Below are 26039 nucleotides of genomic sequence, written 5' to 3' on the forward strand. Positions count from 1 at the left end.
TTTTTACTCCCATTATGAACACTTAAAACTACGCCATCCATTAACTGAACTTTTTGCAGAAATATTGATTCCTACGTTACTTATTTATATTATAATAAACAGTATATATGCCTAGATATTTTTTTAATATATTGAATCCTATTTTTCACATTAAAAATGGCCTATTTTTGAAATAGACCACAAATATTTATTCCTTCACTCCTGCAGTGCGAAGCTGCAGGGCATTTTAACTCCTATGGGCAGGGCATCCTCGAAATTCATTAAGTTTTTAATTCTGCTGAGTCAGCCTCTCACCTGTGATAAGTGATGTTATAGCAAAAGCCGCATATTTAACATCATCAGACAGAAAGCAGCACTTATTGCGTTGTGGAAATAAATGCACCTTAACGGTTTTTCGTAATAATCCCGTTGTTTAATAAAAGTTAGCATAATGTTTGCAGCAGCTGCAAGAACCATAAGCCATGCTGCTATTCTGATATATACTACATAGTTAAGCATTTCAAAATTCACAGCACCCAGATAAAGCATATAGACAAGAGCGAAAAACAATATTACCTGCAACAGTGAGATTGCTCCAAGCATCAAACCTGCATTCCTTTTTCGCATTATAAAACATGAGGCAGAACAGATTAAGGAACTAATCAGAAAAAGAATAGTTGTTATCATGGTAACGCCTTTGTTCTCCAACCCGTTTATCCTGATGTAGGTCTGAGAGAAATCTGTTGCCATCAGAACCTTTCCATCCCTCTGGATGAACTTAACTGTCCCTAAAGGCGTGCTGTAGGAATTGTTTCCTAAATGCGTGATTTTTTCATCATTAAACGTATATCCTTCCTTCAAAGATCCTGATATATCAGCCATCTTCCCGGGAACTATAAATCTCAGCAGCTTTTCTGAAGTATTTAAGCTTGACCAAGCATTTACGTAGCAGCCGCTGATATCAATAGTTGCACCCGGTATATCCTCAGCAATTTCTTTTTCGCCCAGCAGAAGGGTTGTAATCTGTGATGTTATCTCATTTATTTCATCCTCAGGAACGTAGGTGTTGAAAGAAAGGAAGTATCCAGTTTTTTTATCGGGATAAAGGGCAATCCTGGAGTAGAAATTCAGTGTCTCCCCTTTCTTCTCAAGATATATGCTGCCGTTTCTTTCTTTTCTGTTCCAAACATAGCCTATGCCTGAAAGCGCATCTGCCATGTAAAATTGGCGGGCAAAAAGTTTTTCCTTATTTTCTTTTCTCAAAATTACATCATCCTCGCTAAGAAGCCATTGGATGTACTTTCCCATATCCTCTGCGGTGGATACTGCAGAACCCTCGGGGTAAAGGTTCATATAAGGCTCCGTCGTCTCCCTGCCATCCGGAAGGTAAGCCTTAGAAACATATACCGTATCATGCATGTGTTTAAAAGTGGTCCTGTTCATTCCCAAAGGAAGGAATATGTTATTCATGCAGTAATCAGCAAAATCGATGCCCGTTGCCCGTTCAAGCACGTAAGCAGCCAGTGCAATTCCGTAATTGGAATAAGATGCTACCTCTCCCGGTTTGAATATCTGTGTTGGCACATACTTTTTAACCGTTACGGATAACAGCTCTGTGTCGCTGATGTTCTCCACTGCCATGCCTGTTACTACTTCTTCGAAGCCTGCAGTGTGCGTCAGCAGATGTTCCATGGTGACAGGGTACTTCAGTTTTGGAGCATCCTGTTCAAGATATAGGGAGATATCCGCATTCATGTCAATCTTTCCGTCTTCCATAGCCTTAAGAGCTGCCGCTGCCACAAAGGTTTTTGATATGGAGCCTATTCTAAAACCTGTGCGTTCATTGTCTGATTTGAAATCTAAAAATTCATCCGCATATCCATATCCTTTGCTCATTACAACTTCCCCATCCTGTACAAATACTGCAACTGCACCCTTGGCTTTTTTTGCAGCAATTATTTGTTCCATGCTTCTGTCAAAGTATTCAGAAACATTTTCAGAATCTGTATAGGTCTTATGTTTTCCGACAGCATATGCTAAGGGCGGAACAGCTGACATCAGCATCGAAATAACAGTTAATGCAATCAATAATTTTCTCATAATAAAACTCCTTTTCTTTTATATGAGATAATTGTAATTTATCGGTATAACACTGAGCTTACTTCAACCTTAAATAATCCTTAAATATTATCTGATTTAACTCTTGCAAAGAAAAAACTGCTTCAACCGAAGCAGCTTTATAATATCTATTTAAATCGGAAGTTCAATATAAAATGTACAACCCATGCCAACATCTGAAACCAGATAGATGTTTCCCCCATGAAGCCTGATTATTTTTTCTGCTATGGCAAGGCCCAGCCCGCTTCCCCCTGTTTCAGAATTCCTTGACTTATCCGCCCTTACGAATGGACTGAATATTTTTTCCGAAAGGTCCTTATCAATCCCTATGCCGTTGTCGGACAGCATAATTTCGGCATGACCGTCACATTCTTTTAATGTTAAGGATATTTTTGTGCCTTTGCCATTATAACGAGTTGCGTTTTGAAAAAGATTGTCAAAAACCCGATCCATTTCCTTCTCATCAAGTTTTACATAAAGCTCTCCTTCAGGAATTTCAAACTCGTAGGCAAAACCCGATGACTCCAGTTCATCAATTAAATCAGCAATCTTTGCCCTCAAATACTCCGAAAGGTCTGTTTTCTTCATATTTAGCCTGTACTCGGAACTTTCCAGCTTGGACAATTCAAACAATCCGGTTAAAAGAGAGTTGGCACGGCTGCCGTTATGATAAATTGACCTGATGTAGTTTTCGTTTGCTTGATCCGGGTTGTTAAGGCAGTATTCGGCATAACCCATTATAGCTGAAAGAGGATTTTTCAAATCATGAACAATGTCAAGGGTAAGCTGCCTTCTGATGTCTTCTGATTTTTTGCGCAAGCTGATTTCTGTCTGGATCTGGTTTGCCATTTCATTGAAAGACCGTTCAAGATCACCGAATTCATTATCCAGATCAAGGTTTGCTCTTGCAGAATAATCCCCGTTTCTCAGCTTGTTCGTATACTCCTGAAGCATGGCAAGAGGACGAGTAAAGCTTGAAGCAGTAAACCTTGAATAGATTAATGTGCTTATGATTAACATTATTACATAAACAGCGACTACAATCACAATAAACCATGTGACAGCACCTGTGTCAGCCGACCTGTAAAAGCTGTTCCTGGTTACATTGAAATCAATTCTGATGGATGTGGGAAATGTTACAATCAGCCAAAATTTCATCTTTTCGTTGTAGGCGATGCTGTAACTGAATTTTCGAGTGGTGCTTTGTGATTGTGTCAGAAATTCAGTAAATTCAGAAGCAGTGAGCTGACTTTTGGGAAAATTGCTGATACCTTCTGATAAAACAATCCTGTAATCATAATCGATTACCTGGATTCCCCCATTATTATTGATTATATCATTGTATTCAATATGGGCTATGTCATCCTTCATAAGGGACGAGGCTGTGTACCTGTTCTTTACAAGCGAACTTTCAAGAATGCCGGAAGCGACACTCAGTATAACAACAGCAATGACTGCAATTGCGGAAGTGATAACAAACATTAATACATAATTGATCAACAGGCGGTTTTTTACTTTCACTTTATCACTTCTCCCTGCAGAATTTATATCCGATACCCTTGATAGTCTTAATGTACGCAGGATTTTGGGGATCCTTTTCTATTTTGTTTCGTATGCGGCTTATATGAACCATTACCGTATTACAGTCATAAAGGTAATCATCTTCCCACACTGCAGCATATATCTGTTTCTTCGTAAAGACTCTTTCCGGATTTTCCATAAAAAACTTGAGGATCAGGTACTCTTTGGCATTGAGCTCTATTTGCCTGTCATCCCTGCTTACACTGCAGGCATCAGCATTCAAGGTCAGTTCCCCTATAGTCAGCAAACATGGTTTCCCGGCTGTGCTGCTGCTTCTTCTAAGGCGTGCCGCAACTCTCACGATGAGCTCTGCCATGCTGAAGGGCTTTACAAGATAGTCATCGGCTCCAAGCCCAAAGCCTAAAACTTTATCCATGTCTTCTCCCCGGGCAGTCAGCATAATGATGGGAACAGCGCTTGTCTCCCGGATTTTACGAAGGAGATTGAAGCCATCCAGAAAAGGCATCATGACATCAAATATTCCAATGTCAATTTCATCGGAATTGAAAATATCCAGCGCCTCTTTGCCGTTCCTGGCACAAACCACATCATATCCTTCTTTTTCAAGATTCAGCTTAAGCAGCTCCCTTAAATCCTTTTCATCTTCTGCAACCAGAACTCTCATATCTTCCCCCAATATTTTTTGAAAACCATTTCATCTACATTATAGCTTATTATTTTTTAATTATCCACTTGTATTTAACCAATATAAAATACCCCTGACCAATTTGTCAGGGGCAATGGTGTACCTTCACGCCATAAATCACAGCAGTTTGAATATGGACTATTATCTTCTCAATCCTGAAGGGCAAATCTGCAGAGCATTTTAACTCCTATGGGAAGCACATCCTCGTCAAAATCAAACCTCGGGTTGTGCATTATGTTTACAAATCCCTTTTTCTCGTTTCTCGCCCCCACCCATATGAATGCAGAAGGTATCTTCTCTGCAAAATATGAGAAATCTTCGGCTCCCATGCTGGCCTTTGATGCTGCAACCACATTTTCTTCACCAAGAATTTCAGCTGCAAACTCTTTTACCATGTCCATTACATTATCGTCGGTAACCAGGGGCGGCAGACCGTGAAGCACCTTCAGGTTGTAGGAAGCTCCTGAATACAAACATATTCCCTTTAAAATCTTTTCAGCGTTCTCCAGTATGTATTGCCTGTTGTATTCAGACTGACACCTGATAGTGCCGCTTAATTCAACCCTCTCAGCTATGATGTTTTTTGCAGAGCCGCCCTTTATCATTCCCACTGAAAATACGGCCGGGTCAAAGGGGTCTAATCTTCTTGACATGAAGCTTTCCATTTCACCTATGAACTTTGACGCTATCGATATGGCGTCAACAGCTTCCTGAGGCATCCCCGCATGACCTCCCTTGCCTATTATTTCAATGGTATACTCATCCGTGGATGCTGTAAGACTTCCGTACTTCAGAAAAACCTTTCCAATTTCAAGTTCCGTCGTCACATGCTGGCCGTACATGCATTTGATCTTTGGAAGGAGCTCCATGTTTTCCATGTCCTTCAGCATTATCCTTGCCCCTCCCAGGTCGGGACCTTCTTCGGCTGGCTGAAACACCAGCAACACATCATGTTTTAAACAGTCACGGTTAATGCTTAACAATTCGGCAGCTCCCATGAGCATAGCCGTGTGTCCGTCATGTCCGCAGCCATGCATTTTGCCGATTACCCCTGATTTGTAATCAACCTCGTTTTCTTCGGTTAAAGAAAGAGCATCCATGTCAGCTCTCAGGGCCACCATGTCATTTGTGTTGTTTCCTTTTATCAGTCCCAGAACTCCAACGGTGGACGGCAGAATTTCAATATTAAGTTCCCTGAGAAGCTCCTTCACATAATTCTCGGTGTTTTGAGTATCAAATCCGGTCTCCGGATTTTGATGGATGTAACGCCTTCGAAAAACTGTCCTGTCTTTGATTTGATCCGCCTGTTCAAGTATATGTTTCAATAAATTCACTCCCGTATCTTATTAGAATGGTCCGTAGTTTATGGCAACAGCTCCCAGAACGAATGCCACCTGCAGCACAAAGCAGATTGCAAAGTACGGAAGTATCCATTTGTAGTATTTATTGATCGGCACCTTTGCCATGGCACATGCAATCAGGACAAATCCTGTAGGCCACAGTATGTTTGAAAAACCGTCTCCGAACTGGAATGTGAGCACTGCTATTTGTCTTTTTACTCCAATGAGGTCAGCTATGGGAATCATTATGGGCATTGTAGCTGCCGCCTGGCCTGAAGCAGAAGGAATCAGGAAGTTGATCAGATTTTGAATAACAAGCATGCCTACAGAGCTTGCATACAGTGACAGGTTGTTCAGAAGTCCTGCTGCAGCGTGAATGATTGTATCTATGATATTTCCCTTGGTCAAAACAACCAGGATACCCCTTGCAACTCCTACAACCAGTGCAGATGTAACGCCTTTTGACAGCCCTTCAACCAGTGTGCCTGTAATTTTGTTGGCATTCCATCTGTTCACCAATCCCACCAATATGGATACTATGATGAATATGGCTGCAATTTCATTGATGTACCATTTCAGTTTTATCAACCCAAAGGCCATGAAAAAGATTCCCACAAACAATATGAGCAGCGAAAGCTTTCTTTCCTTTGTCAAAGGAGTCTTCATTCTTTCCTCGTCAATCTTCACATCAGAAAAATCAAGATCCTTCACAAGACTCTTTGACGGATCCTTTTTAATCTTGTTGGCGTAGGCAAGAACATAAATTACGGTCATTGTTGTCATCACAACAAGAACGAGAATTCTGTATCCTATTCCGGAGAACAGAGGAAGCTCTGCAATGGTCTGAGCAACTCCCACGCTGAATGGATTTACAGTAGCTGATGAGAATCCTACTCCGACAGGCAGCAGCGAAATTCCCAATGCAACCAGCGCATCATAGCCAAGAGCCAGACACAGCACCAGAAACACAGGAATGAATGCAACAATTTCCTCATAGGACATGGTTCCGGTGGAAGCCCACACAGACAGCACCACCATGATAAATACCATGAGGGCAGTTGCATACTGTGGTTTTTCTTCGGTCTTTTTCACCATCAGCGAAATGCTGGCATCCAGCGCACCAGTCTTTTCAATCAGGTACAAGCATGAAAATGCAGAAAAAATCAGAAATGTGATGTTGGATGCCTGAATCAGCCCTTCGATCAGGCTTACGAACATACCGAATAAATTTATAGGTGTTCTGTCAATATAAGCAAATGAATTCGGGTCGATAACCATCCTGTTCGATGCCGCATCAAGCACTCTTTGATACTGTCCTGCAGGTACGATGTAAGTAAGAATACTTACGATTAGAATAATTGATAGTAAAATTACGAAAACATGCGGAAACTCTCGGCGTTTCCCTTCTTGCTTGCTCTTTTCGGTCATATATACCTCCATATAATAATCCGCGGTTATGAATAACCGCTTTATATTATAATTATAAACCTATGAGCTACTCAAAGGTCAATAGCATGTTATACTATTTTTTTGATTTTCTACTTTAAAGGTATATAGATCTCATAAAAATCATAATTGTTGTCTTTGTCGTTCTTGAATGATATTGCCCTCAACAGCACAGGCCCGTCTATTTCCAGGTTATTGTCCCTGATGTAATCCACAATTCTGATTATGGCGCTGTAGTCTCTGTGAGTGTAGAACTTTATCACCGACTTCAGACACTTCCTGGGGTTCAGCACCTTGAAACCGCCGCTGTACGTATCAGCCCTTGAAGCCAGATTCTCATCGTTCACCAAACTCAAAGCATACTTGAAGTAGCTCCTGCAATCCTTCACATTGTTATAAAACTCATCCGACAAAAATAAGTCTTTATCTACAACAAATGTAAACAACGGAATATGAGTCATGGACAAATTCTTGAACAGGTTCAGATTGTCTATCAGCGAACTTTCGCTTTGCTCTATTTCCTTGTAAACAACTGCCAGGTCCTCTGCTATGTTTATTTTGTCATAGTTTTGAATGGCATTATAAATGCACTGTTTGTAGTCGTTGATGATCCACTTCAACTTCTTAAGCTCTTCTATCTGCTTTTCTATTTCCTGTTCATGTGCTTCAAGTACCTGAGCAGCATATTCCATTGTGTTGTTGTTCAGCATTTTATCTATCTGCTTTAGAGGAAGACCTAAATCCTTCAGCTCAAATACGTAAGAAAAACAAATCAGATCTTCACGGCTGTAGTACCTGTAGTTATTTTTTTCATCCTTCTTAGGCGAAATGATGCCAAGCCTGTCATAGTGCCTGATGGTATCGCCTGATACGCCGAAATACTTAGCAATTTCATTGACAAGATATTTTTGTTTCATAATGCCTCCAGCAAACGATATTTCTGCACATATTCTGCAAAACCACAAATTGTCAGCAATTACTGCATAATGACATTTTAGCACAAACAAATTACTTTGTACATTTCTGCCAAAAATGTTTTCCCAGGAATGATTGTTCACAAATATCCGAAAGATGGTTTCAAATAAAAATATTTTGGTATATAGACTATAAGAGGAATTTTTCATATTATGATGTGAGGTGAAAAGATATGGAAAATAGTTTGATAGTGTTAAAATTGATTTCTGTTGTTTACCTGCTATTGCTTCTTCCCTTGTATGTTGTCCGGTCCGGAAGGGAAGATAAGCTGGAAATCTCCAAATTTAAGATGACTCTTTCTGTTACGTTCTGCGCAGTCGGTCTTATCGGCTCCACCCTGAACGATTTCAGCATGTATGCGGTTTTCATTTTGTTTGGTCTTATGGCATCGCTGGCCGGAGATTACTTCCTGATTTTTATGGATTCCGTCTCTGCAAGATTCAAAGCCGGCATATTGTGCTTCGGACTTGCCCACGTATTCTACATTGTTGCCATGGTTAGTACCGTAGGATTTCTCCATTTTGATGTGCTTGTTTCCATAATCCTGTATGTGTTGATTCTGTATTTCACAACTAGGAAGAAGCTTGATTTCGGCCAGGAAAAATACGTCTTATACATATACGGCATGCTTCTTGTACTCATGACAGTCAAGGCCTTGTCCATGATTTACTTCTCGCCTTATGCCATGCAGTCAAGGCTTATGATGGCCCTGGGAGCAACTTTATTCATGGCATCAGACATATTCCTGGCAAAACATAAATACATGAAAGGAAGTTCCCACTACAGGATACTCAACAGCATTACATATTTCACAGGGCAGCTCCTGATTGCAGCCTCACTGTTTTACACATTTATATAAGCAGAAGTTTTACCGTACCTTCAAATAAAAAGCAGGGACAGTCGCCATGGTCTGTCCCTTTCAATTCAGGTGATGATTTGTATTTTATCCGGCATTTATATAGACTATTTTATATTTTTCATTATTTCATTGGCAGATTCTATGAGCTTATTGGCAGCTTCTTCGGTTATGGAAGTGTTCTTCATGGATTCCACTTCATTGATGAATGCATTCAAAACATTTGCGTAATTTGAGTTATCCTTATCGATTAATTTTTCTGCATTCTCAAGTTTCACTGTAAGGCTGTTCCTGATCCCTTTGTTCAAGTCGAGCTCTTCCACGGATGCCTTTAAATTATCGATAGTATCCTCGTTTATTCCAAAGGGCTGGATAAAGCTGATTCCGCCGTCTCCTAACAGCTGAGCACGTACATAGCTGTTTATTTTTTCTTCATAATCGTTTAGGTCTATCGTGTTTCCGACAGCAATTACTTCGCCGTCTGCAATCCATTCAATCTTATTGTAATTTGTGCCTTCTATTGTAATGGAGTTCTCTTCCTGGTCAACAGAAATATTTTCGATTACAGGAGTGGCCCCTTGAGCCGCAAAGTTCATGCCCAGTTCCCTTTTAGCTACTTTAGCCACTGCATAGAATGTTCCGTTAACCATGGAATAGCGAACAGCTTCTTCTGTATTTTCAGGCATCAGCATGATGTTGTAGCTGTATCCTGTGGCACCTACGCTGTGAGTATCATCATTTGAAAATCCCCATACAAAGTTCCTTTCAGGCATGGTCTGCTGAAGTATGCTGTCCCAAAGAATTCTGTCGCTTATTGAATCGCCGTCTTTTTTATTTATGATTTCCATTCCCACCAGCGACGAATCATATTTATTGAACAAATCCACGTACTTTGCTACAACTGCAGGATCCTTTGAAATTCTTTCCCCTCCTTCAAGAGATGCCTTTACTGCTCCTGTGTATCTTCCGGGATGATTGATGTGTGAAATTCCGCCAAGCTCATCAGCTTTCTTGATGCTGTCTTCCAGCGTATATCCGGCTTCGTTGTTGTAATCAGCCCAGAATGTGTTAAGGTGGTCATTTCTTGACTGCTCATCAGAATACGGAATTGCAGTCATGCCTCTTCCGTCCCTGTCCGTTCCGGCATTAATTTCTGCAAGCCTCTCACTGCTTATATATTCCAACGGCTTTCCGCTGGCATTTGTTTCCGGTCTGTCGGTTCTGTCCCATGTGGTATTGTTGAAGTTGTGGTCGGTTATCGCCAGGATATCAAATCCCTTGGCATAATGGTCTTCAATCATTTCCAAAGCAGTGTTTCCTCCGTCGCTTTCCGTAGTGTGCGAGTGGAAGTCAGCCTTGTATTGACCGAAATTTTCCCAGTCCACAGTCTCATAAGGGTTAACGATATAATAGTCAGTACCTTTTCCCAAATCCGAAGCATAAACCGTACCCACATTTCCAAGTGCAAATGAAGAAATCATAGCCAATGATAAAACTGCAGAAATACTTTTTCTCTTGCTGAAATTCATGAAATTAATCTCCTTTTGTAACTGTAGTATTGATTCAATCAATCTGCAGTCAGTGTATATCTCAAATGTTGAAACAGCATATGCTTCCTGTAAAAGTTTGGTAAAAGTTTCGTGATTTCATGAATATGGTAGCGCAATTTATCATCTCATAAATAAAAATGGGCGTTACACTAATCATTTAGTGCAACTGCCCACCTGCTAAAGCTTAATCCAGTTTTTGGCCCTTTCAATTTCTCCGTCCACCATGGGGCCTTCCGTATCGCTCACTATGAATCCTTCAGGAGACTTGGCAAGCTTTCCGCCCTTTTTAACCAGTTTGTCCCCTATGGGCTCTGCAGCATAACCAAAACGCTTCACCATGAAATTAAGAATCTTGTTGTCGATTTTCTTCACATCTGACCTGGTATCAAAAGCCATAACCTTCATGCCTCCAAGTCTTCCTGCCGGAATCTTGTCTAAAAAGCCGGCAATTTCCTTGGTTGGCTTAAATCCTCTTGTGGGAGAACCAACAACCAGCACCCCCACTCCTTCAAGCAAACCCAGATGAAACTTGCCCACATGTACTGCGGCAGCTTCGCCGTTCTCCTTCAAAGATTCCTCCATGGCCAATGCCACATTTTTCGTGTTTCCGAAAACAGAGTCATATACTATCAATGTCTTCATTAGAAATCACCCCTATTTATAGCCGGCTTAAGCCGGCAAAAGTTCAAACCGTGATTTAATAAGCCGCATAGATTATTTTAATTAAATTAAAATTACTCTGCCCTTGCTCTGCTGCTATTCCTCCATGTTTCTAAGGCAGCTATGATTAGCATTCCGGCGAAATAGCACATAATATCCTTCACATCAAAGGTTGAACCTATTATGATTTTTGCTAATGTATTCCCCTCTAATCCCAACATTTTCACAAACTGAAAATACTGCAGAGTCTCCACCAAGGCGGCAAACAGGAATACATAAAGAGGCATGAGCTTCACTCCGTCAGGAAAGAAAATCCTTGCGAAGCAGTACACCACACCTACCACAAGCACATCGCCAATGTACGGCCTTATGAAGTCATCGTGCACATATATGGCGATTGCAGCCTCGGTTATCAACAAAATCAAGAAGGCAATTCCATATTGTACCCTCTTGCTTTTTACTGTCATTGAATAACAACCGCCGTTCCTGAAGCGGTAACCATGAGCATGTTGTTGGCCTGGCCCAGTACCTCGTAATCCACGTCAACACCTACTATGGCATTGGCACCTAGATTCATTGCCCTCTTTTCCATTTCAGCCAGCGCACTTTCCCTGGCATCAATAAGTTCACCCTCGTAGGAGCCTGATCTTCCTCCGAAGAAATTCGTGAGGCCGGCAGCGAAATCCTTCACGAAATCAACGCCGTTGACAACCTCACCAAAAACAATTCCCTTGTACTCAACAATCCTTTTTCCTTCCACTGTAGGTGTAGTAGTAACTATCATATTGCCCTCCATTATTTTTTATATTTGTTAAATGAATTCCTATGAAAATAAGCTTTAGGCCGGAATTTCATCATCGGATATTAATTATCCATCATTATCCATTGTAATCTTAACAGGACCTTATTAGCAAGTGATTTTTGTTCCTTTATTATGCTTTGCTAAACATATACCTTGAACCTATTTTTTTCCTAGTGTTTTTTCCTATTACCTAACAAAACATACCCCACCGCTATCACAAAAATAATCATACATGCTATGACGGTGTATATTACCGAAGGATATTGGCCTGCAAAGCCGCTTTCGGAAACGTGCTTCAATAATATGCCGGCGTAAGCCCACAGCATGACAAGGCCGTATGCAATATCCTTGTTTCTTATTATCGTTGCTGTTCCGATAAGCTTGCCGACAATCAGAATTATTACTGTCCAGAACTGCTCAGGCAATCCGAATCCGTCCCATCCTATGCTTACCAGCAGTGTGGTGGCATTGGCAATTGTTGCAACTGTAATCCACCCGAAATAGACGCTGAATGGAAGCCTTACAAATAACTTTTCTCTTGCACTAAGCTCTTCCTTGTTTATCAGGTAATTAATGAAAATCAGGCAGTCAAGAATCACCACCATCAGCACCATGGATAAGGGAATCCTGTTATAATGCCATGCAAAAATCCATGCTGCATTGGCAATTGATGATATGGAGAAAACTATTCCGACCTTGTTCAGCAGCTCAAAATTTACAGCATCTGAACTTCCTTGGAAAAAGCCCAGCAGGTAAAGCGTAAAACCTGCCAACAACAAATAGATCAATCCCCAGATTGCAAAGGTTATTCCTGCCGGTGCAAACAGATTGGGATAGGAATTTGAAACCTCACCGGTTGTTTGTCCATTAATAGGCAGGGTGTTGGCAAGAATATTAACAACAATCATTAACAAAAAAGTTACAGCAGCAATAATTTTCACAGAACATTTTACCTTATTACCAAACATTACAATCTCCCCCTCTTGGATTTTGGTGCATTCTATTTTAGTATACTGTTCTTATATAAAAGTAAGAACCCATATATTATAATATATAAGTTCTTGAGAAAGTATTTTGAATTCTTTTTTTAATATTCGCACTTGTCTTATTAAGGCAATACGTACTGCTCCAACCGATACCTTCATAATGAATGCAAAAACACTATTGTTGATTTATGTCTTCTTAAACTTTTTATATAAGTAATAAACTGTCTGGACAATGATTCCCGCAATTAATCCTGTAAAAATAAACATGAACAAAGACATTAAGCCTGTCAGGTCTCCCCAGCCATTCAAATCTCCCATTAACCTGCGAAACATTTCAAAATACCCGATTGCTATGCCTGCCACAAAAAATATCAAAGCATATTTTAGCTTATAATAATGGAAAATTGCCGATATGATTCCCAGCACCAATGAAAACAGGACATAAGCTGCTATGTTTTGTGTTGATAATTCAGCGTTATTAATGAACCCAATCCCTGTATACATCAATATAAACGACATTGCTGCCACGATTAAGCCTAAAAATGTGGATTTATGATTTTTCACTCTATGCTCCTTAAATTCATTATTTTATTATATTATACCTGAATTTTTAGAGAGTAAACATAATCAACGCGGTACAGAGTAACCCAGTGTTTCTGTAGGGCATGCATCCACTGTGTTTACAATTCATCCTATTTGTTTTGATCTAAAATTGATTTTTGATAGTTCTTTGATAAATCCATAAGATGCTGAATAAATTCCTTGTAATACGTGATATATTTTTCATTCTCGATGAGTTTGCAGTTTTTTTCAATAACATCTGCCTCTCGGCTGCTGTCAAATATAGGCAGATTATTTTCTATCTTGTAAGCAATAACCTTTTCTGCTGCCTGCATTCTTTTTTCAAAAAGCTTTGCCATTTCCCTATCCACGTCGTTGATATCAATTCGTGCCTCTTCCAGTAAATTCATACTATTTTCCTCCAAAATATATTGTATTGTGATAGCATCCAAAAAATTTCTGCCAATTATTCATGCAGCCTTAAACACAAGCCCTGACAAATTCAACAAACAACTTCAAATTATCATCATCAACATTGAACATAAATTCCGGATGCCATTGAACAGCCAGCACAAACCTCTTATCAGACATATACACAGACTCTATCATTCCGTCTTCTGCCTCTGCAGCACACATCAGTTTTTTTGACATCTGCTTGATGCCTTGATGATGATAGCTGTTCACATTGATTGTTTCTTTCTCAAGTATATCATAAAGAATCGTATCCTTTTCTATATGTACAGAATGAACCGGCTTGTCATAAGGCGGTTTTTGCCTGTGCTCAATATTAGATTTCGGTTCCCTTTGAATAATCATATCCTGATAAAGAGATCCTCCCAGCAATACATTAAACAACTGCAGGCCGCGGCAAATTCCAAAGGCCGGCTTGTCCAGTTCAATCACCCGTTTGAAAAGAGCTTCTTCCATCACATCTCTTTCACTGCACGGCTCCCCGCAATATTCTTCCTTTTTTTCCCCATACATGCCCGGATCAACATCGTGACCGCCCGTAAAAAGAAATCCGTCAAATTTGTCTGCTATTGAAGCTATAATATCTGCATCCGAAGTTAGAGGAAGCACAACAGGAATTCCTCCCGCTCTTTCGATCCCCTTCATATATCCCGGCAGCATCCAATAGCTTTCTTTCTTTTCATCATATAATGGTATAACTCCAATCATAGGTTTCTTCATCTCATGCCTCCACGTAATAACAATCTATTTTATCCAACAGATACCACTGTTTTATTTTTTGACATACACTTCAATAAAGTTAATTCACTCATATATGAATTCTTTCATATAAATCATACGATACTGCATTATACATCATTATTCTATAAAATGGGAATATATTTTAACATAAAAACCGGAATCAAGGTACAACTCCGGCTTCTCAATTTCAGTTAATCGTTAGAATATATATCAGAAAATTCTATGTTTATCATTTCAATTTTATTGTTATTATAGTTAGTTTGCTCTTTTGACCTTTTCTTTTCTACTGTCCTTACCGGAAGTTCAATTTTAAATACACTCCCTTTACCAATTTCACTGTCAACACTTATATTTCCCCCATGTAAATTAACTATTGATTTTGTTAGTGACAGCCCAATACCGCTTCCTTCTGCATTGCGAGATAAAGTTTTATCTATCTGGTAAAATTTTTCGAATAATAAATCCAAATATTCCTTTTCAATTCCTACTCCTGTATCCTTTACAATTATTTCAACCGTACTTCCTTTGTCTAATACATTAATGTATATTGCACCGGATGGATTAGTAAATTTTATTGCATTTGAAATAAGGTTCAGCATAACTCTTTCCATTCTAATTGGATCACAGGCGATGATCTTTTCTTCTGCATTTGAAAAAAATACAATTCTCAGTCCTCTCGACTTTACATAATCTGAAACTGAATCTGCAATATTTTCAATAACTTCCACAATATTTTCATTGCTTAGATTAAGTTTTAAGTAACCAGCCTTACTTTTAGATAAATCCACTATATTATTGATAAGTTTAGTAAGTCTGTAACAATTTTGTTTAATACTGTTGCTGTAAATGTAAAATTTGGCCTTATTTTCTTCATATGAATCATCTTTTAAATACATAAGCAGCAATTGGTTAGCAGAAAAAATAACATTAAGCGGAGTCTTGAGTTCATGTGCCACATTTGAATATATTTCTTCCTGCATTTTCACCGTGGATTCTAATATTTCCTTTGATTTTTCTTCTTCAGTGACATCTACCCAAAGAACTATAATTTCTACAATCTCATTGTTCAATCCATATAACGGCTGGTATATAATTTTAGAAAATACATCTTCTCCTTCAATATTAAAATTGCGAATTTCAAAACAGCTATTGTTTTTTGAAGAAGTATGTAATAATTCTTTCATATGAGGTTCTTCAAGAAAAACATCATATAAATTCTTACCTTTAATAGATGACTGCAAAACAATATTTGGATTCATTTGTTTTAATTGTTCATAAGCTTTATTATTTATATCAATGAAATTAAATTCCGGATACGTAAGCCTTACAAAACCTAAATCAAGATTATCTATTATGTTGCTTAATGAGTCATACTGAGCTTTTATATATAAGTTTTCTTCGTATTTTACTTGGTCAGTTATATCCCGCAATATTAATACGCCTGCTATAAAATTACCATTATCATCGTGTATGGGAGTACCGCTGATCGATGTATATTGAGTATATTCGCTGTTTTTTCTGATAACTCTAACGTTAGAAAACGTTTCTCCTTTAATTACTCTATTTAATGGTACGTCTTCAACTGATAATAAATTATCCTTCATATCATAAATTTTAACTTCGTTATAAGCCTCATTGAAGTTTTTGGCTGCTTTAATATCAAACATAGCTTTATCTCTTGCCAGTTTGTTCATTTTAATATATTCGCCGTTTTTATTAAATAATATCAATTGATCAGAAATATTTTCTATAATGACTTCCAATTCTTGCTTTTGCTTTTCAATTATATTCCTGCTTACAATTTTCTCAGTCACGTCTGCGACAGTTTGCACTAAGTACTTTGTTTTCCCTTTAATAATTATTGGTACAAAAGATAAATTCCAATAAGTGTCTCCTTCCCCAGGATATTTCCATTTAACCTCCTTTAAGTGAAAAGGCTTACCATTTTCAATAATGTTTAAATAAACGATTTCAAAATGCTTTTGCCAATGAGAAAATATTTCCTGCCACTTTATACCGATGCAATTTTCAATATTTTCGTATGGTATTTTACTGAATGTTAAAAATTTTTCATTTGCTTTCAGTAAAATGTCATCATATATGCTGTAAATTGCAACACCAACATCATTATCCTCTAAAATACTTGCTGCATATGGAATTGTATCTTCAATTCTTGAATTTCTTTTTTCTTTTATGAAATAAATCTGTTGATTTTCGGATTGAATTCGTTTGCAGAAAATAGTTACCTCTCTTGGTTCATGTTCTTTAGTAAATATATAACAGCTACGATCACCTTCAATATCGTTAAGATTCACTTGGGCATCAATTTTCAATATACTATTTATTTCTGAAATTGATTTTCCTAACAGCTCTGTTCTTAAGTAACCAGTTAACTTTTCAAATTCATCATTAATTTCAAAAGCATAATTGTTTTTAATACGAACAAATGGATTTGCAGCACTTCTCTTTAAAGTATTTTTCATGATATGCAATAGCTCCCCAAGTATTAATTATTGGTAAATTTACAGAGTGAGTGTCATATTAAACCATTGAGCTCCGCCGTGGGTTGATTCTGAGACACCACTATTTACATAGCCAAAGTACTCATAATAGTGAACAAGCCTGTCTTTGCAGGTAAGGATAATTCTCTTACGGCCATCATTTCTAGCTGTCTCAATATAATAATTCATTAATTTAGCAGCAATACCCTGTCTTTGATATTCAGGAAGAACATCAAGCCCAAACACTGTCAGACTTTCGCCATCTGGTATATGATGGCTGGCATCATGATATAATGCATCATAAATTACTGGACTATTTGTTGCGCAGCCATTAATAAAACCGATTATTTTACCGTTTTTCTCTGCTACAAAAAAAGATTCCGGGAAAGTGGCTATACGTTTCTCAATAGAATTCTTTGAAGCTGCTTCAGCTGCCGGAAAGCATTCTGCTTCAATCTCAGCCACTCTGTCTGAATCTTCCTTTTTAACTCCTCTAATCACAATTTCATCCATCATTAGCTCCCTCTAACCATACTTTTTATATTATATATTTTTCTTATATTGCATTAATAAGATTTACTCATGTGCTGCTGCCATAATTTTTAGATTGTCCATTGATCATGAATGACTCCAACCAAGTACCACGTGCCGTCTTGTTCTTCAAATACCAAACGCAAGCTGCTCCAGTCGATCCCTTCGTATTGAGGATCAAACCCTGTAAAGTGGAACTCTGCAAATACTCCATCCGGATAAGCGCTGTCAATGTTAATCAAACTATTTCCATGCCCAATCACCACATTGTTGCCAATCATATGCGGATTTTCGTAGTCTTCATCATATACAAATTCTTTGAAATAATCAGCAAAATTCATATTTATAGGCTCTCCGGAACCATCATAACTGCCCCAGGTATACACCTGTGCATCAGTCATTAACCCTTCAAACTGTTCTGCTGTAAAGACTTGATCAGATGAAACATCTACATTGCCGTAAGGGCTAAATCTAACACCCTTTGTCGGGTGAACATATGCTGATATTCCTATCATATCCTTATCATTTAATAAATGCACTACCTCTAAAGCCGTTGATATCATGCTGTTTTGCAAATCAGGAGCAGTCTTGGCTTCTTCTAGCTCTGTAATTTTTCCCTCTAACTCAGAGATTTTATCTTCCAACGCTTGCTTTTCTTCTTCTAATGCTGCAATAACATTGTCCTTAGCCTTTAATTCATCTGCTGGATTCGCATCCTGAGCACATCCGGACACAACCAGTGCCAGCACTAATGCAGATATTGTTATTAAAGATACTTTTCTTTTCATATGATTAACTTCCTTTACTTTTCAGTTATAGTCTTAAGATGTTTAGGCAGAGATCCAACCACTATTAGTTTCTTATCATTGTCATAGAAAAAGTATATCCTAAGCAGATTTTTATTTTCATTCCCTACCTTGAGATGCTGATTCAGAGCAACTTCCTTGGGTTTGCCGGTAAATCCGACTCCGTATTTTACTTTGTATTCAAAACTGTAAGCTTGAATGCTCATGTCTCCGGAAGGACTTACATTGAAATTTCTGTTGTATGTTTCAGAACAAGCTTTTGCACATTCCTCTTTTGTTATTTCTCCCGTCAGAAAAGCTCTGTATTCATGTGCAAGATATTCTATGGCATCGCAAAGCAGGTTCATATCAACTTCGGTTGTTGGTGTTTTCGATATCAGACTCTTTGCCCTGTCATGGAAAATAAGCCTGCCTGAAAAATATTTTTCCACCCAGTCAGGTACTTCCTCAGTCTTTTTAGGTCTCCCCAGCAAAATATCCTTTCTTTTCAATTCCTGCTTCAGCTTATCTATGCGTTCATCATAAGAATGGTTTATTTTTTCAATCTCAGCAATCCAGACATCATCTTTAGCATCCAGTTTATCAATTATTTCTTTAAGCCTTTCAATTTTATCGTCTTTTTCAATTATAGCAGATTTCAGCATATTTAGATCATTGTTTTTCTCTGATGCTATGCTTCTGATTTTATCTTCATACGCAGCAATAATCTCTTCTTTTGAATTACTGATATCAATTACTCTCTGAAGCTCCTCAATCCGTGCTTCATTGATAAACTTCACATGTCCAAAATCATAAATCTTATATTTGGAATATTCCTGAAGCTCGTCCTCTAAATTCTTTAAAAACTTATCTTCATTCAGCATTATATAGCTGCAGTCGTATTTTTTGCAAGCTGATTTAAACTTTTCCGGATAAAACACAATTATGCTGCCGTTAGATGCTTTGCACCTTGCACAGTTTTCATTGAAGTATTCCAAGTATTTGTTTGGAAGAAATGCAAACTGGGCATAACCCATCCTGTGGTTGATTGTTTTATTCAATTTTTCTAAAAAGAGCGTATATCCATCCGTTGCATCATCCGATGTTATTCCCATAAGCTCGTCAATGCTGCGATATATAAGACTGTGCACATCGAACTCAGGTTTTTCTATTTTCAGCTTGCTGATGTCCAATTCCTTTTTATATTCAGCAATTAGCACATAAGGAATCTGCCGTTCTTTGCTCGTTATATATCCGATTACATTGTCAACACCTTCGTTGCTGCTGATAGTTTGAGCATCCCTTGTTATAGGGAGAACCTGTTCCAGGCCAAGGTTTTTATTTTTCACGATGGATTTAACAACAGCCAGCCTGAACACCTCACAGACTTCCCTGGTACTCTCTGGTTCTGAACAAACAGTTTTGAATCCGCATTCAACCTTGCCGTTGAATATCCTAAAAGCAATGTTTGTTTCAAATACCCTTCCCGGCACCGGTTGCCGCCTTTGATTTTCATTCCCCGGATCTGGTCCCAGGTCCGGTTCGATCAGGTGAAAAGCCCATATCCCCTTTTCCTTGACAAACACCACATCAACAACATACCCCTCGTTAATCCTGAAAGATTTAAAATCATTAAGAGTAACCCCTTCAAAATCATCAGGCTCAGGAAACATAATCTCCTGCGGCATTTCCAGCTCCCTAAAACGTTTTCTCAGCCATGACATTGTTTCCAGCACACAAATTACAATAGCCTTCTCAGGATCAGTTTTGTTTAACACCGTGGCATAAAGCTGGTATGTCGGATAACTTTTGTTTTTCAGCAACTTAATTGGATGCGGTTCTTTAAAATTAAATTTTTTTATATTTTCTTCAGACATGTACCCACCCTTTTTAAAATAACGTAAATTTAACAAATCTTTCTCATCAGTAATTAATTAACAACAGAACCTTATATCCGACATATAGCGTTCAGTAACTCATATTAATATATCAATGAAAAGGTTCTTTTAATTGCCTTTTTAGCAGAAAAATGATTTGTTATAAGGTTACTTCAAATAATTTATTCAAAAATCTTGATTATAATCAGTTTTTATATAATTAAATAAATAAAGCAAATTAATTCTCTGCTAATATATAAAATACTAATTAAGGGAAGATTCCTCGTCAATTTCTAACGAAGTAATCTCCGCCCATAAGTCTTAAAGCTTGAATACCTTCTTCAGATCCAAAACGTGTATCAGCAACATTATAATCCAATATTGCTTGGCTCTGTTTCTAGCACTTTTAGAACCTATAACCGCCTTCTTTGTTTGTGCACATAAGCTGGTATATGAATCATACTCTGAATGATAACCATATTTATCACTATATTTAGTTCTCATAGCAGAATCTTATGTATCTAATAATATTACTTCAGATGTTCCTATGATGGAAAACGAATGTGTTCTTTACTTTTTTCGAAGTCTTCTTATAATGCATATAATCCTTATATGCTCTTTAATATATACAATAATTAACTTCCAGCTAGCTTACATAACTTGTAGATATCTTCATTATCAATTTCAGAAAAATATCTATTATAAAATTCAGAAATAAATTGATACATCTTCCTTAAATACTCATCAGTGTCATTTGTTTCTAACATTATTTTTTCATATAGAACTTCTATACCTCCTAGTACATATTGTTCAAATATAGCATCTCCACTTTTTCTATTTTCTATATCACGGTCATAGCGAAAAGCCTTATTTGTTCTTGTTTCAATATCTACTTTCTCTTTATCTTCAAGCATCATAATAATTCTATAGTTAAACTCTAATTGATCCATTACTGAGTTTATCTGTTCTGTATGTATACTAGTATCGTCTTTAACATCATTATCTACCACACTTTTTCTATTGAATAGTTTCCCGACTATTGGTGCTATTAAATATACATCTAGATTTCTATCAAATATTCCTTGTGATAAACTAGAATCAAATTTTGATACTAATTTCTTCATATACGTAGCATGATGCCCTTTAATAATTATATTCTTGTCAAACAATTTATCCTACCTCCTATCAATATTAGTCTGAGTTTTAGATACTGCTGTTAATAACCATTTCTTCCCTATTCTGTCACCCATATGCTCTTCTGCTACTTCACCATCAGTATCTTTAATAAATATGATCACTTGTTGAGCAATTTTAGGTATAGTATCACATATCTTATGAATTCTTTTTTTATCGAATGCTGATAAAGGAGCATCCATAACTAAGGGATATCCTTCTGCTTGTTCAAAAGAACCATCTTCACCAAGACCTTCTATTCTTTCATCCTTGCTTCTTTCTTTAGCCATTCTAATAATACCAGAAATAAATGCAAAAATTATGGCATAATTTTGAGCTGTATTACGTTCGAGTTCATCACCATTTGCTGTAGTATCAGTTACAACTACTTTTATATTATAGCGCGAATCAACCTCTAGGAATATTCCATCATCATAGATTGTCTTAAAAACATCATTTATGCTATCTTGTAACTGCCTTCTAACTAAATCTTCCTTTTTTGAATATGACGTTACAAGCTCATTATATATATATTTAGCATATTCTAATAATTCTCTGTTTTCTTTATTTTTTTCATCTAGTAATAATAGCCTGTCTCTTTCTGCCTCAATATACTTTCTATCTTTTGTTATTGAGACTAATCTATCGCGTTTTTCTTTAGTTTCTACTTTAAATCTTAATGCTTGATTTTCATACTCCTTTTGTTGTTCTCTCATCTCTTGAGCTTTAGATGTATCAGAAAGATTGTTGAATATTTCGGTCATTTTATGTGTCTTTTCATCAATTCTATTTGATACTTCCCTAATATTCTTGAAAGTTGAGTCAAAAACTGAATAATAATTCTCAGACGATCGGATCCTTACTTTTGCACCATCTGAAAATTGTCCTATCATTTGACCTATATTCTTAGGAGGAAGTAAATCTATTAAATCATAAAGTGATTTTGCTTCCTTAGAACCTGTTTCTATACAAGTTCCACAAATACAAATTTTACGTTCTAATAAAAATTTAACTGTATCTGAGTGAAGCATAGGGATACCCTTGTCCAACTTATTACTTTCTTTTAACTCCTCCATAGTACTTTTAATTAACGGCTTTGAAAAAAAATCTATAGACTGCTTAGAAAATACTCGTAATAATGTGTTAGTAATAGACTTCTTTTTTTCTTTTAAAGCTTCTACTTCAATAGTAAGCTGGTCATATTCTTGTTTTAACTTAATCGCAGGAGTCATGTTTAGTATTTCTTGTTTTATAATTAGTGCACGTTCAAAATATTTTTCAATATTAGGTTCTATTTCTTCAATTCGACTTTCAAGAACTTCTATTTGTCTGTCATACTCTGCTATCTTGCGAGTATAATCCGCTAATTTTTTATCGCCTGAACTGTCTATAAGATTTGTATATCTCCCTATTACAGTATTATTTGTAGTAGAAGGTTTAAAATGCGAAATAGCATTCATAATTGCTGTTAATCCCACGAGACCACGCACAGCATCTGCAAATTCTCTACTTTTACCCTTTTCAATTTCTTCACTCATGAGTTTGATTCTTTCTCCGTCAAAGAAGAAAAACTTCGAAAGTTCGACAGGTAGCATTTTCTTTATAAAGATATTAGATTGATTTTCTGACTTATAATCCCATTCTCCAATATCATTTTTTTCACCTACTGAAAATTCAATATTAGATTCTTTAATACCCTTATAGTCACGGTGAAACCTTTGTCTTCTCGAAATAACATAATCGTGACCTTCATTGTTCAAATACAAATCAACCTTAACTACTTTTTCATCACCAGGCATCATTGCATCTCTAATATCACGGTTTATCAATTCTTTTACCTTAAATTCAGTAATTCCGTACAATGCCCAAAGAAAAGCTTGTTCAAGAGTTGTTTTCCCTGTACCATTTTCGCCAATAATAACAGTAACATTTTTATTTTCATCTGTTGAAAATTCTATTGATTTTTTACCTTCAAATTGTCTAAAATTAAACATTTCAATTTTCTTGATAAGCATTTAATTCCTCCTTAATTGTTTCCATATGAAGTTTTACCATATCACTATCACTTTTAGCTTTTGTTTTATGGTTTAAATTTTCGTTAAAAAGAATTGACATAATCATCCTATTAGCCTTTTTCTTATCAATTGATATTCCATTTTGTTCTATACATTTACCTTCCATCAATATCACCTCCAACTTCAATTTCAATGTCATCTTCATAATTCATGTCATCTTCATAAAGCCTATATTTTTCATTTATCTCTTCTAGTAAATCATCTGAATCATATGGATTTAATGCTAAGCTTTTAAATTCAATCATTCTCTTTATTTCTTTTTTTACTAAAGACTTATCTTTTTGCATTTCTGTATAAGTTAACTGCATTACTTCTTCCAAGCTATGTGGTAATGTAATGAAGTCATATATCCTTGCATATTCCTTGCCCTTTGCCATTCTTAAAACTCTTCCACGCCTTTGTATATATTCTTTAGGATTTGTTGTACTAGCTAAAATAAATGCTGTTTTAATTTTAGGAATATTAACTCCTTCATCTAAGCATTTAATTGCTATTAGTGCCTGTATGTCACCATCCATAAAGGCCTTTTTTCTAATCCTTCTTTTTTCGCTATCTTCTCTTGAAGTAAATTGAGCTACCTTCATATCAAGATCATTTCCAAGAATTTTTGTTATATAATCAATTTGTCTGATATCTTCTATATCATCATCTTCATATTCTTGATCTAACAACTTAGTAGCTCCACAATATACAAGTATGTGTGTTTCTTCTGTATAGTTCTTCATAATATTATAAAGCTGACTAGCTTTTTCAATTGCTCCAGCAACTACTCTTGATCTCTTTAGGGCAAGCATTTTGCCCTTTTCTGTTAGCTTAAGTTTGCCTCTTTTATCATATGTAATACATCTTACTATCTCGTTAGTTATTTCAGTATATTTATTACGTTCTTCAGTCGATAATGTAACAACTACAGGATAGTAATAATAAGGGGTTAGTTTTTTTTCTTCAATCGCTCTTTCAAGAGTGTATTCAATACACTTCTTACCAAAATATTTATAAAGTCTTTCAGTACCTTCTTCGTCATTATGTCTTTCTAGAGTTGCAGAAAGCGCAAGTCTATATCTTATATTACTTGGTAAACTTTCAAATAGTTTCTCTGCCCCAAAATTATGTGCTTCATCAACAATAATTAAAACATTGTCAGTTAAAGTATTAATTTCTCTTTGAATACTTTTTATTCTAAATGTGCTATTTGTACAAATAAAACATAAAAATTTCTTAATTCCTAAGTTATAATCAAATATTGAATCCCTAAGTCGTTTTTTGTAATGTCTATCTTGGGATGTACTGTAACCAATGATAGGATTTATATTGAAATATTCCAAATCTTCAACCCACTGATCAACTAAGTGCTGATAAGGGCAACATATTATTACTGCCAATTTTCCATTACAATATTTATAAAGTTCAAGTAAAGCACCAAGACCAGTATAAGTCTTTCCTGTGCCAGTTGCCATATCAAAGATACCTTTGAAGTTTTCTAATTTCCAATTGTTTATTGCTTCTTTCTGGTACTCATGAAAATTTAAATCCCTTGGCAAAGTTGGAATATCATTTTGTTTATAAGTATCTTCTCTTTCTCCAGTACCACTTTCTTTATCTTCATCAAAATCATCAAAATATATATCAACAATTTCTCTTTTATATGATACAAGTTTATTCTTTACTACTTCTGGAAAATCCATAATTTGGATTTCGTCTTCAGTATTTTTCCACATTCTATTGAACGCTTCATTTTTTTCCTCTACTCTTTTTCTGGACTCTTCGCTCCACCAAGATGCGAACACATCAATTGCCTCATAATTAAGAACAAAGGCAGCTTCAGTTTCATTTAATGATCCAGAGAACGCCACTATATTACCTTCATTGTCCTCAATTATGCCTAATTTATCATGAAATAGACCTATCTTACTATTACTTTGTAGTAAGGCAATTTTTATATCTAGAACCCCTTCTTTAATTAAATGTGCTAATAAATTTAGCCTCCTTTCCTCAAAGTAATCTTTAGGTTCATTAAAATCTCTTAGAAGTGCATTTTCAATAATTTTTTTTCTTTCATCATACCCTTTATTTATAGCTTCAATATCATCTTCTGTTAGTCGAGGTGAAGCTATAAGCATTACTTTTCCACAATTATTAACAAGTTTATTAATTCCATATGATACCTGTATTAATGAAGATGATGAAAAAAAACCTACTGCTCTTTTATAAGTTGAAGCATTTGACAACAAGGGATTTAAAAAATCTTTAACTATATTATCTCGTGGAGTCCTATAAGACATTTTCAAATCTACTTTCTGAAGACTCAAATTCCCACCCCCGGGTACAATAAAGTCATAGCATAAGCTATGCTATTAATAACATTAATTCTATTGACAGCAACTA

The 26039-nt window shown here is 36.6% G+C and carries 23 protein-coding genes; 1 reads left to right on the plus strand and 22 read right to left on the minus strand.

Annotation, left to right across the window (positions count from 1 at the left end):
- Positions 1 to 309: 309 nt before the first annotated feature.
- The 6 genes from AAGU76_RS11210 to AAGU76_RS11235 all read right to left on the minus strand — a co-directional run bounded on the left by AAGU76_RS11210 (position 310) and on the right by AAGU76_RS11235 (position 8027).
- Positions 310 to 2079 (minus strand): serine hydrolase domain-containing protein, encoded by a 1770-nt coding sequence (locus AAGU76_RS11210; RefSeq protein WP_342485572.1) that lies wholly within the window; start codon positions 2077 to 2079, stop codon positions 310 to 312.
- A 150-nt stretch (positions 2080 to 2229) separates the two neighbouring features.
- Entirely contained in the window at positions 2230 to 3618 is a 1389-nt protein-coding gene (locus tag AAGU76_RS11215) for a HAMP domain-containing sensor histidine kinase (protein WP_342485573.1), read from the minus strand.
- A 4-nt stretch (positions 3619 to 3622) separates the two neighbouring features.
- On the minus strand, positions 3623 to 4303 hold the full coding sequence (locus tag AAGU76_RS11220; RefSeq protein WP_342485574.1) for a response regulator transcription factor: 681 nt from the start codon (positions 4301 to 4303) through the stop codon (positions 3623 to 3625).
- A 170-nt stretch (positions 4304 to 4473) separates the two neighbouring features.
- Positions 4474 to 5649, minus strand: a complete 1176-nt coding sequence (locus AAGU76_RS11225) for an amidohydrolase (protein ID WP_342485575.1) — start codon at positions 5647 to 5649, stop codon at positions 4474 to 4476.
- A gap of 21 nt (positions 5650 to 5670) precedes the next feature.
- Positions 5671 to 7092 carry an AbgT family transporter gene (locus tag AAGU76_RS11230; protein WP_342485576.1) on the minus strand — a complete coding sequence of 474 codons (1422 nt, stop codon included), beginning with the start codon at positions 7090 to 7092 and terminating at the stop codon, positions 5671 to 5673.
- Positions 7093 to 7202: 110 nt separating this feature from the next.
- On the minus strand, positions 7203 to 8027 hold the full coding sequence (locus AAGU76_RS11235; RefSeq protein ID WP_342485577.1) for a MerR family transcriptional regulator: 825 nt from the start codon (positions 8025 to 8027) through the stop codon (positions 7203 to 7205).
- Between the two features lie 230 nt (positions 8028 to 8257).
- Between AAGU76_RS11235 and AAGU76_RS11240 the strand changes: the two genes are divergently transcribed.
- Complete coding sequence (locus AAGU76_RS11240; protein ID WP_342485578.1) at positions 8258 to 8944, plus strand: lysoplasmalogenase; 687 nt, start codon at positions 8258 to 8260, stop codon at positions 8942 to 8944.
- A 104-nt stretch (positions 8945 to 9048) separates the two neighbouring features.
- Here the strand turns inward: AAGU76_RS11240 and AAGU76_RS11245 are convergent, their stop codons facing one another.
- The 16 genes from AAGU76_RS11245 to AAGU76_RS11320 all read right to left on the minus strand — a co-directional run bounded on the left by AAGU76_RS11245 (position 9049) and on the right by AAGU76_RS11320 (position 25963).
- Positions 9049 to 10470, minus strand: coding sequence for a hypothetical protein (locus AAGU76_RS11245; RefSeq protein WP_342485579.1), 1422 nt, complete (start codon positions 10468 to 10470; stop codon positions 9049 to 9051).
- A 198-nt stretch (positions 10471 to 10668) separates the two neighbouring features.
- Entirely contained in the window at positions 10669 to 11133 is a 465-nt protein-coding gene (locus AAGU76_RS11250; protein WP_342485580.1) for a nitric oxide synthase, read from the minus strand.
- A 92-nt stretch (positions 11134 to 11225) separates the two neighbouring features.
- A complete protein-coding gene (locus AAGU76_RS11255; protein WP_342485581.1) occupies positions 11226 to 11618 on the minus strand; it encodes a DUF2809 domain-containing protein in 393 nt (130 codons plus the stop codon).
- Entirely contained in the window at positions 11615 to 11935 is a 321-nt protein-coding gene (locus AAGU76_RS11260; protein ID WP_342485582.1) for a putative heavy metal-binding protein, read from the minus strand. The genes AAGU76_RS11255 and AAGU76_RS11260 overlap by 4 nt, the downstream gene beginning before the upstream one ends.
- A 188-nt stretch (positions 11936 to 12123) precedes the next feature.
- On the minus strand, positions 12124 to 12921 hold the full coding sequence (locus tag AAGU76_RS11265; RefSeq protein WP_342485583.1) for a tryptophan-rich sensory protein: 798 nt from the start codon (positions 12919 to 12921) through the stop codon (positions 12124 to 12126).
- Positions 12922 to 13125: 204 nt separating this feature from the next.
- The gene (locus tag AAGU76_RS11270) at positions 13126 to 13503 is read right to left on the minus strand and encodes a hypothetical protein (protein WP_342485584.1); all 378 of its coding nucleotides are present in this window, start codon (positions 13501 to 13503) and stop codon (positions 13126 to 13128) included.
- Between the two features lie 128 nt (positions 13504 to 13631).
- A complete protein-coding gene (locus AAGU76_RS11275) occupies positions 13632 to 13910 on the minus strand; it encodes a chorismate mutase (RefSeq protein WP_342485585.1) in 279 nt (92 codons plus the stop codon).
- 70 nt (positions 13911 to 13980) lie between these two features.
- Positions 13981 to 14691, minus strand: coding sequence for a gamma-glutamyl-gamma-aminobutyrate hydrolase family protein (locus AAGU76_RS11280; protein WP_342485586.1), 711 nt, complete (start codon positions 14689 to 14691; stop codon positions 13981 to 13983).
- 212 nt (positions 14692 to 14903) lie between these two features.
- The gene (locus AAGU76_RS11285; protein ID WP_342485587.1) at positions 14904 to 17195 is read right to left on the minus strand and encodes an ATP-binding protein; all 2292 of its coding nucleotides are present in this window, start codon (positions 17193 to 17195) and stop codon (positions 14904 to 14906) included.
- 39 nt (positions 17196 to 17234) lie between these two features.
- Complete coding sequence (locus tag AAGU76_RS11290) at positions 17235 to 17726, minus strand: GNAT family N-acetyltransferase (protein ID WP_342485714.1); 492 nt, start codon at positions 17724 to 17726, stop codon at positions 17235 to 17237.
- An 89-nt stretch (positions 17727 to 17815) separates the two neighbouring features.
- A complete protein-coding gene (locus AAGU76_RS11295; protein ID WP_342485588.1) occupies positions 17816 to 18532 on the minus strand; it encodes a hypothetical protein in 717 nt (238 codons plus the stop codon).
- A 14-nt stretch (positions 18533 to 18546) separates the two neighbouring features.
- Positions 18547 to 20406 (minus strand): hypothetical protein, encoded by a 1860-nt coding sequence (locus AAGU76_RS11300; protein ID WP_342485589.1) that lies wholly within the window; start codon positions 20404 to 20406, stop codon positions 18547 to 18549.
- A 635-nt stretch (positions 20407 to 21041) separates the two neighbouring features.
- The gene (locus tag AAGU76_RS11305) at positions 21042 to 21575 is read right to left on the minus strand and encodes a hypothetical protein (RefSeq protein WP_342485590.1); all 534 of its coding nucleotides are present in this window, start codon (positions 21573 to 21575) and stop codon (positions 21042 to 21044) included.
- Between the two features lie 6 nt (positions 21576 to 21581).
- Positions 21582 to 23594 carry an AAA family ATPase gene (locus AAGU76_RS11310; RefSeq protein ID WP_342485591.1) on the minus strand — a complete coding sequence of 671 codons (2013 nt, stop codon included), beginning with the start codon at positions 23592 to 23594 and terminating at the stop codon, positions 21582 to 21584.
- Positions 23575 to 23763, minus strand: a complete 189-nt coding sequence (locus AAGU76_RS11315) for a hypothetical protein (protein WP_342485592.1) — start codon at positions 23761 to 23763, stop codon at positions 23575 to 23577. Before AAGU76_RS11315 ends, AAGU76_RS11310 begins: the two co-directional genes overlap by 20 nt.
- Positions 23750 to 25963 (minus strand): DEAD/DEAH box helicase family protein, encoded by a 2214-nt coding sequence (locus AAGU76_RS11320; RefSeq protein WP_342485593.1) that lies wholly within the window; start codon positions 25961 to 25963, stop codon positions 23750 to 23752. The genes AAGU76_RS11315 and AAGU76_RS11320 overlap by 14 nt, the downstream gene beginning before the upstream one ends.
- Positions 25964 to 26039: the final 76 nt, after the last annotated feature.

It is taken from the genome of Sedimentibacter sp. (assembly GCF_038562225.1).
Lineage (GTDB): Bacteria > Bacillota > Clostridia > Tissierellales > Sedimentibacteraceae > Sedimentibacter.

Bases quoted from the DNA above. Each gene is read 5' to 3' on its own strand.
- AAGU76_RS11280 (WP_342485586.1), bottom strand. From the start codon at position 14,691: ATGAAGAAACCTATGATTGGAGTTATACCATTATATGATGAAAAGAAA.
- AAGU76_RS11220 (WP_342485574.1), bottom strand. From the start codon at position 4,303: ATGAGAGTTCTGGTTGCAGAAGATGAAAAGGATTTAAGGGAGCTGCTT.
- AAGU76_RS11255 (WP_342485581.1), bottom strand. From the start codon at position 11,618: ATGACAGTAAAAAGCAAGAGGGTACAATATGGAATTGCCTTCTTGATT.
- AAGU76_RS11290 (WP_342485714.1), bottom strand. From the start codon at position 17,726: ATGGATGAAATTGTGATTAGAGGAGTTAAAAAGGAAGATTCAGACAGA.
- AAGU76_RS11210 (WP_342485572.1), bottom strand. From the start codon at position 2,079: ATGAGAAAATTATTGATTGCATTAACTGTTATTTCGATGCTGATGTCA.
- AAGU76_RS11250 (WP_342485580.1), bottom strand. From the start codon at position 11,133: ATGAAGACATTGATAGTATATGACTCTGTTTTCGGAAACACGAAAAAT.
- AAGU76_RS11230 (WP_342485576.1), bottom strand. From the start codon at position 7,092: ATGACCGAAAAGAGCAAGCAAGAAGGGAAACGCCGAGAGTTTCCGCAT.
- AAGU76_RS11275 (WP_342485585.1), bottom strand. From the start codon at position 13,910: ATGAATTTACTGGAAGAGGCACGAATTGATATCAACGACGTGGATAGG.
- AAGU76_RS11310 (WP_342485591.1), bottom strand. From the start codon at position 23,594: ATGCTTATCAAGAAAATTGAAATGTTTAATTTTAGACAATTTGAAGGT.
- AAGU76_RS11285 (WP_342485587.1), bottom strand. From the start codon at position 17,195: ATGAAAAATACTTTAAAGAGAAGTGCTGCAAATCCATTTGTTCGTATT.
- AAGU76_RS11260 (WP_342485582.1), bottom strand. From the start codon at position 11,935: ATGATAGTTACTACTACACCTACAGTGGAAGGAAAAAGGATTGTTGAG.
- AAGU76_RS11295 (WP_342485588.1), bottom strand. From the start codon at position 18,532: ATGAAAAGAAAAGTATCTTTAATAACAATATCTGCATTAGTGCTGGCA.
- AAGU76_RS11235 (WP_342485577.1), bottom strand. From the start codon at position 8,027: ATGAAACAAAAATATCTTGTCAATGAAATTGCTAAGTATTTCGGCGTA.
- AAGU76_RS11245 (WP_342485579.1), bottom strand. From the start codon at position 10,470: ATGAATTTCAGCAAGAGAAAAAGTATTTCTGCAGTTTTATCATTGGCT.
- AAGU76_RS11240 (WP_342485578.1), top strand. From the start codon at position 8,258: ATGGAAAATAGTTTGATAGTGTTAAAATTGATTTCTGTTGTTTACCTG.
- AAGU76_RS11300 (WP_342485589.1), bottom strand. From the start codon at position 20,406: ATGTCTGAAGAAAATATAAAAAAATTTAATTTTAAAGAACCGCATCCA.
- AAGU76_RS11265 (WP_342485583.1), bottom strand. From the start codon at position 12,921: ATGTTTGGTAATAAGGTAAAATGTTCTGTGAAAATTATTGCTGCTGTA.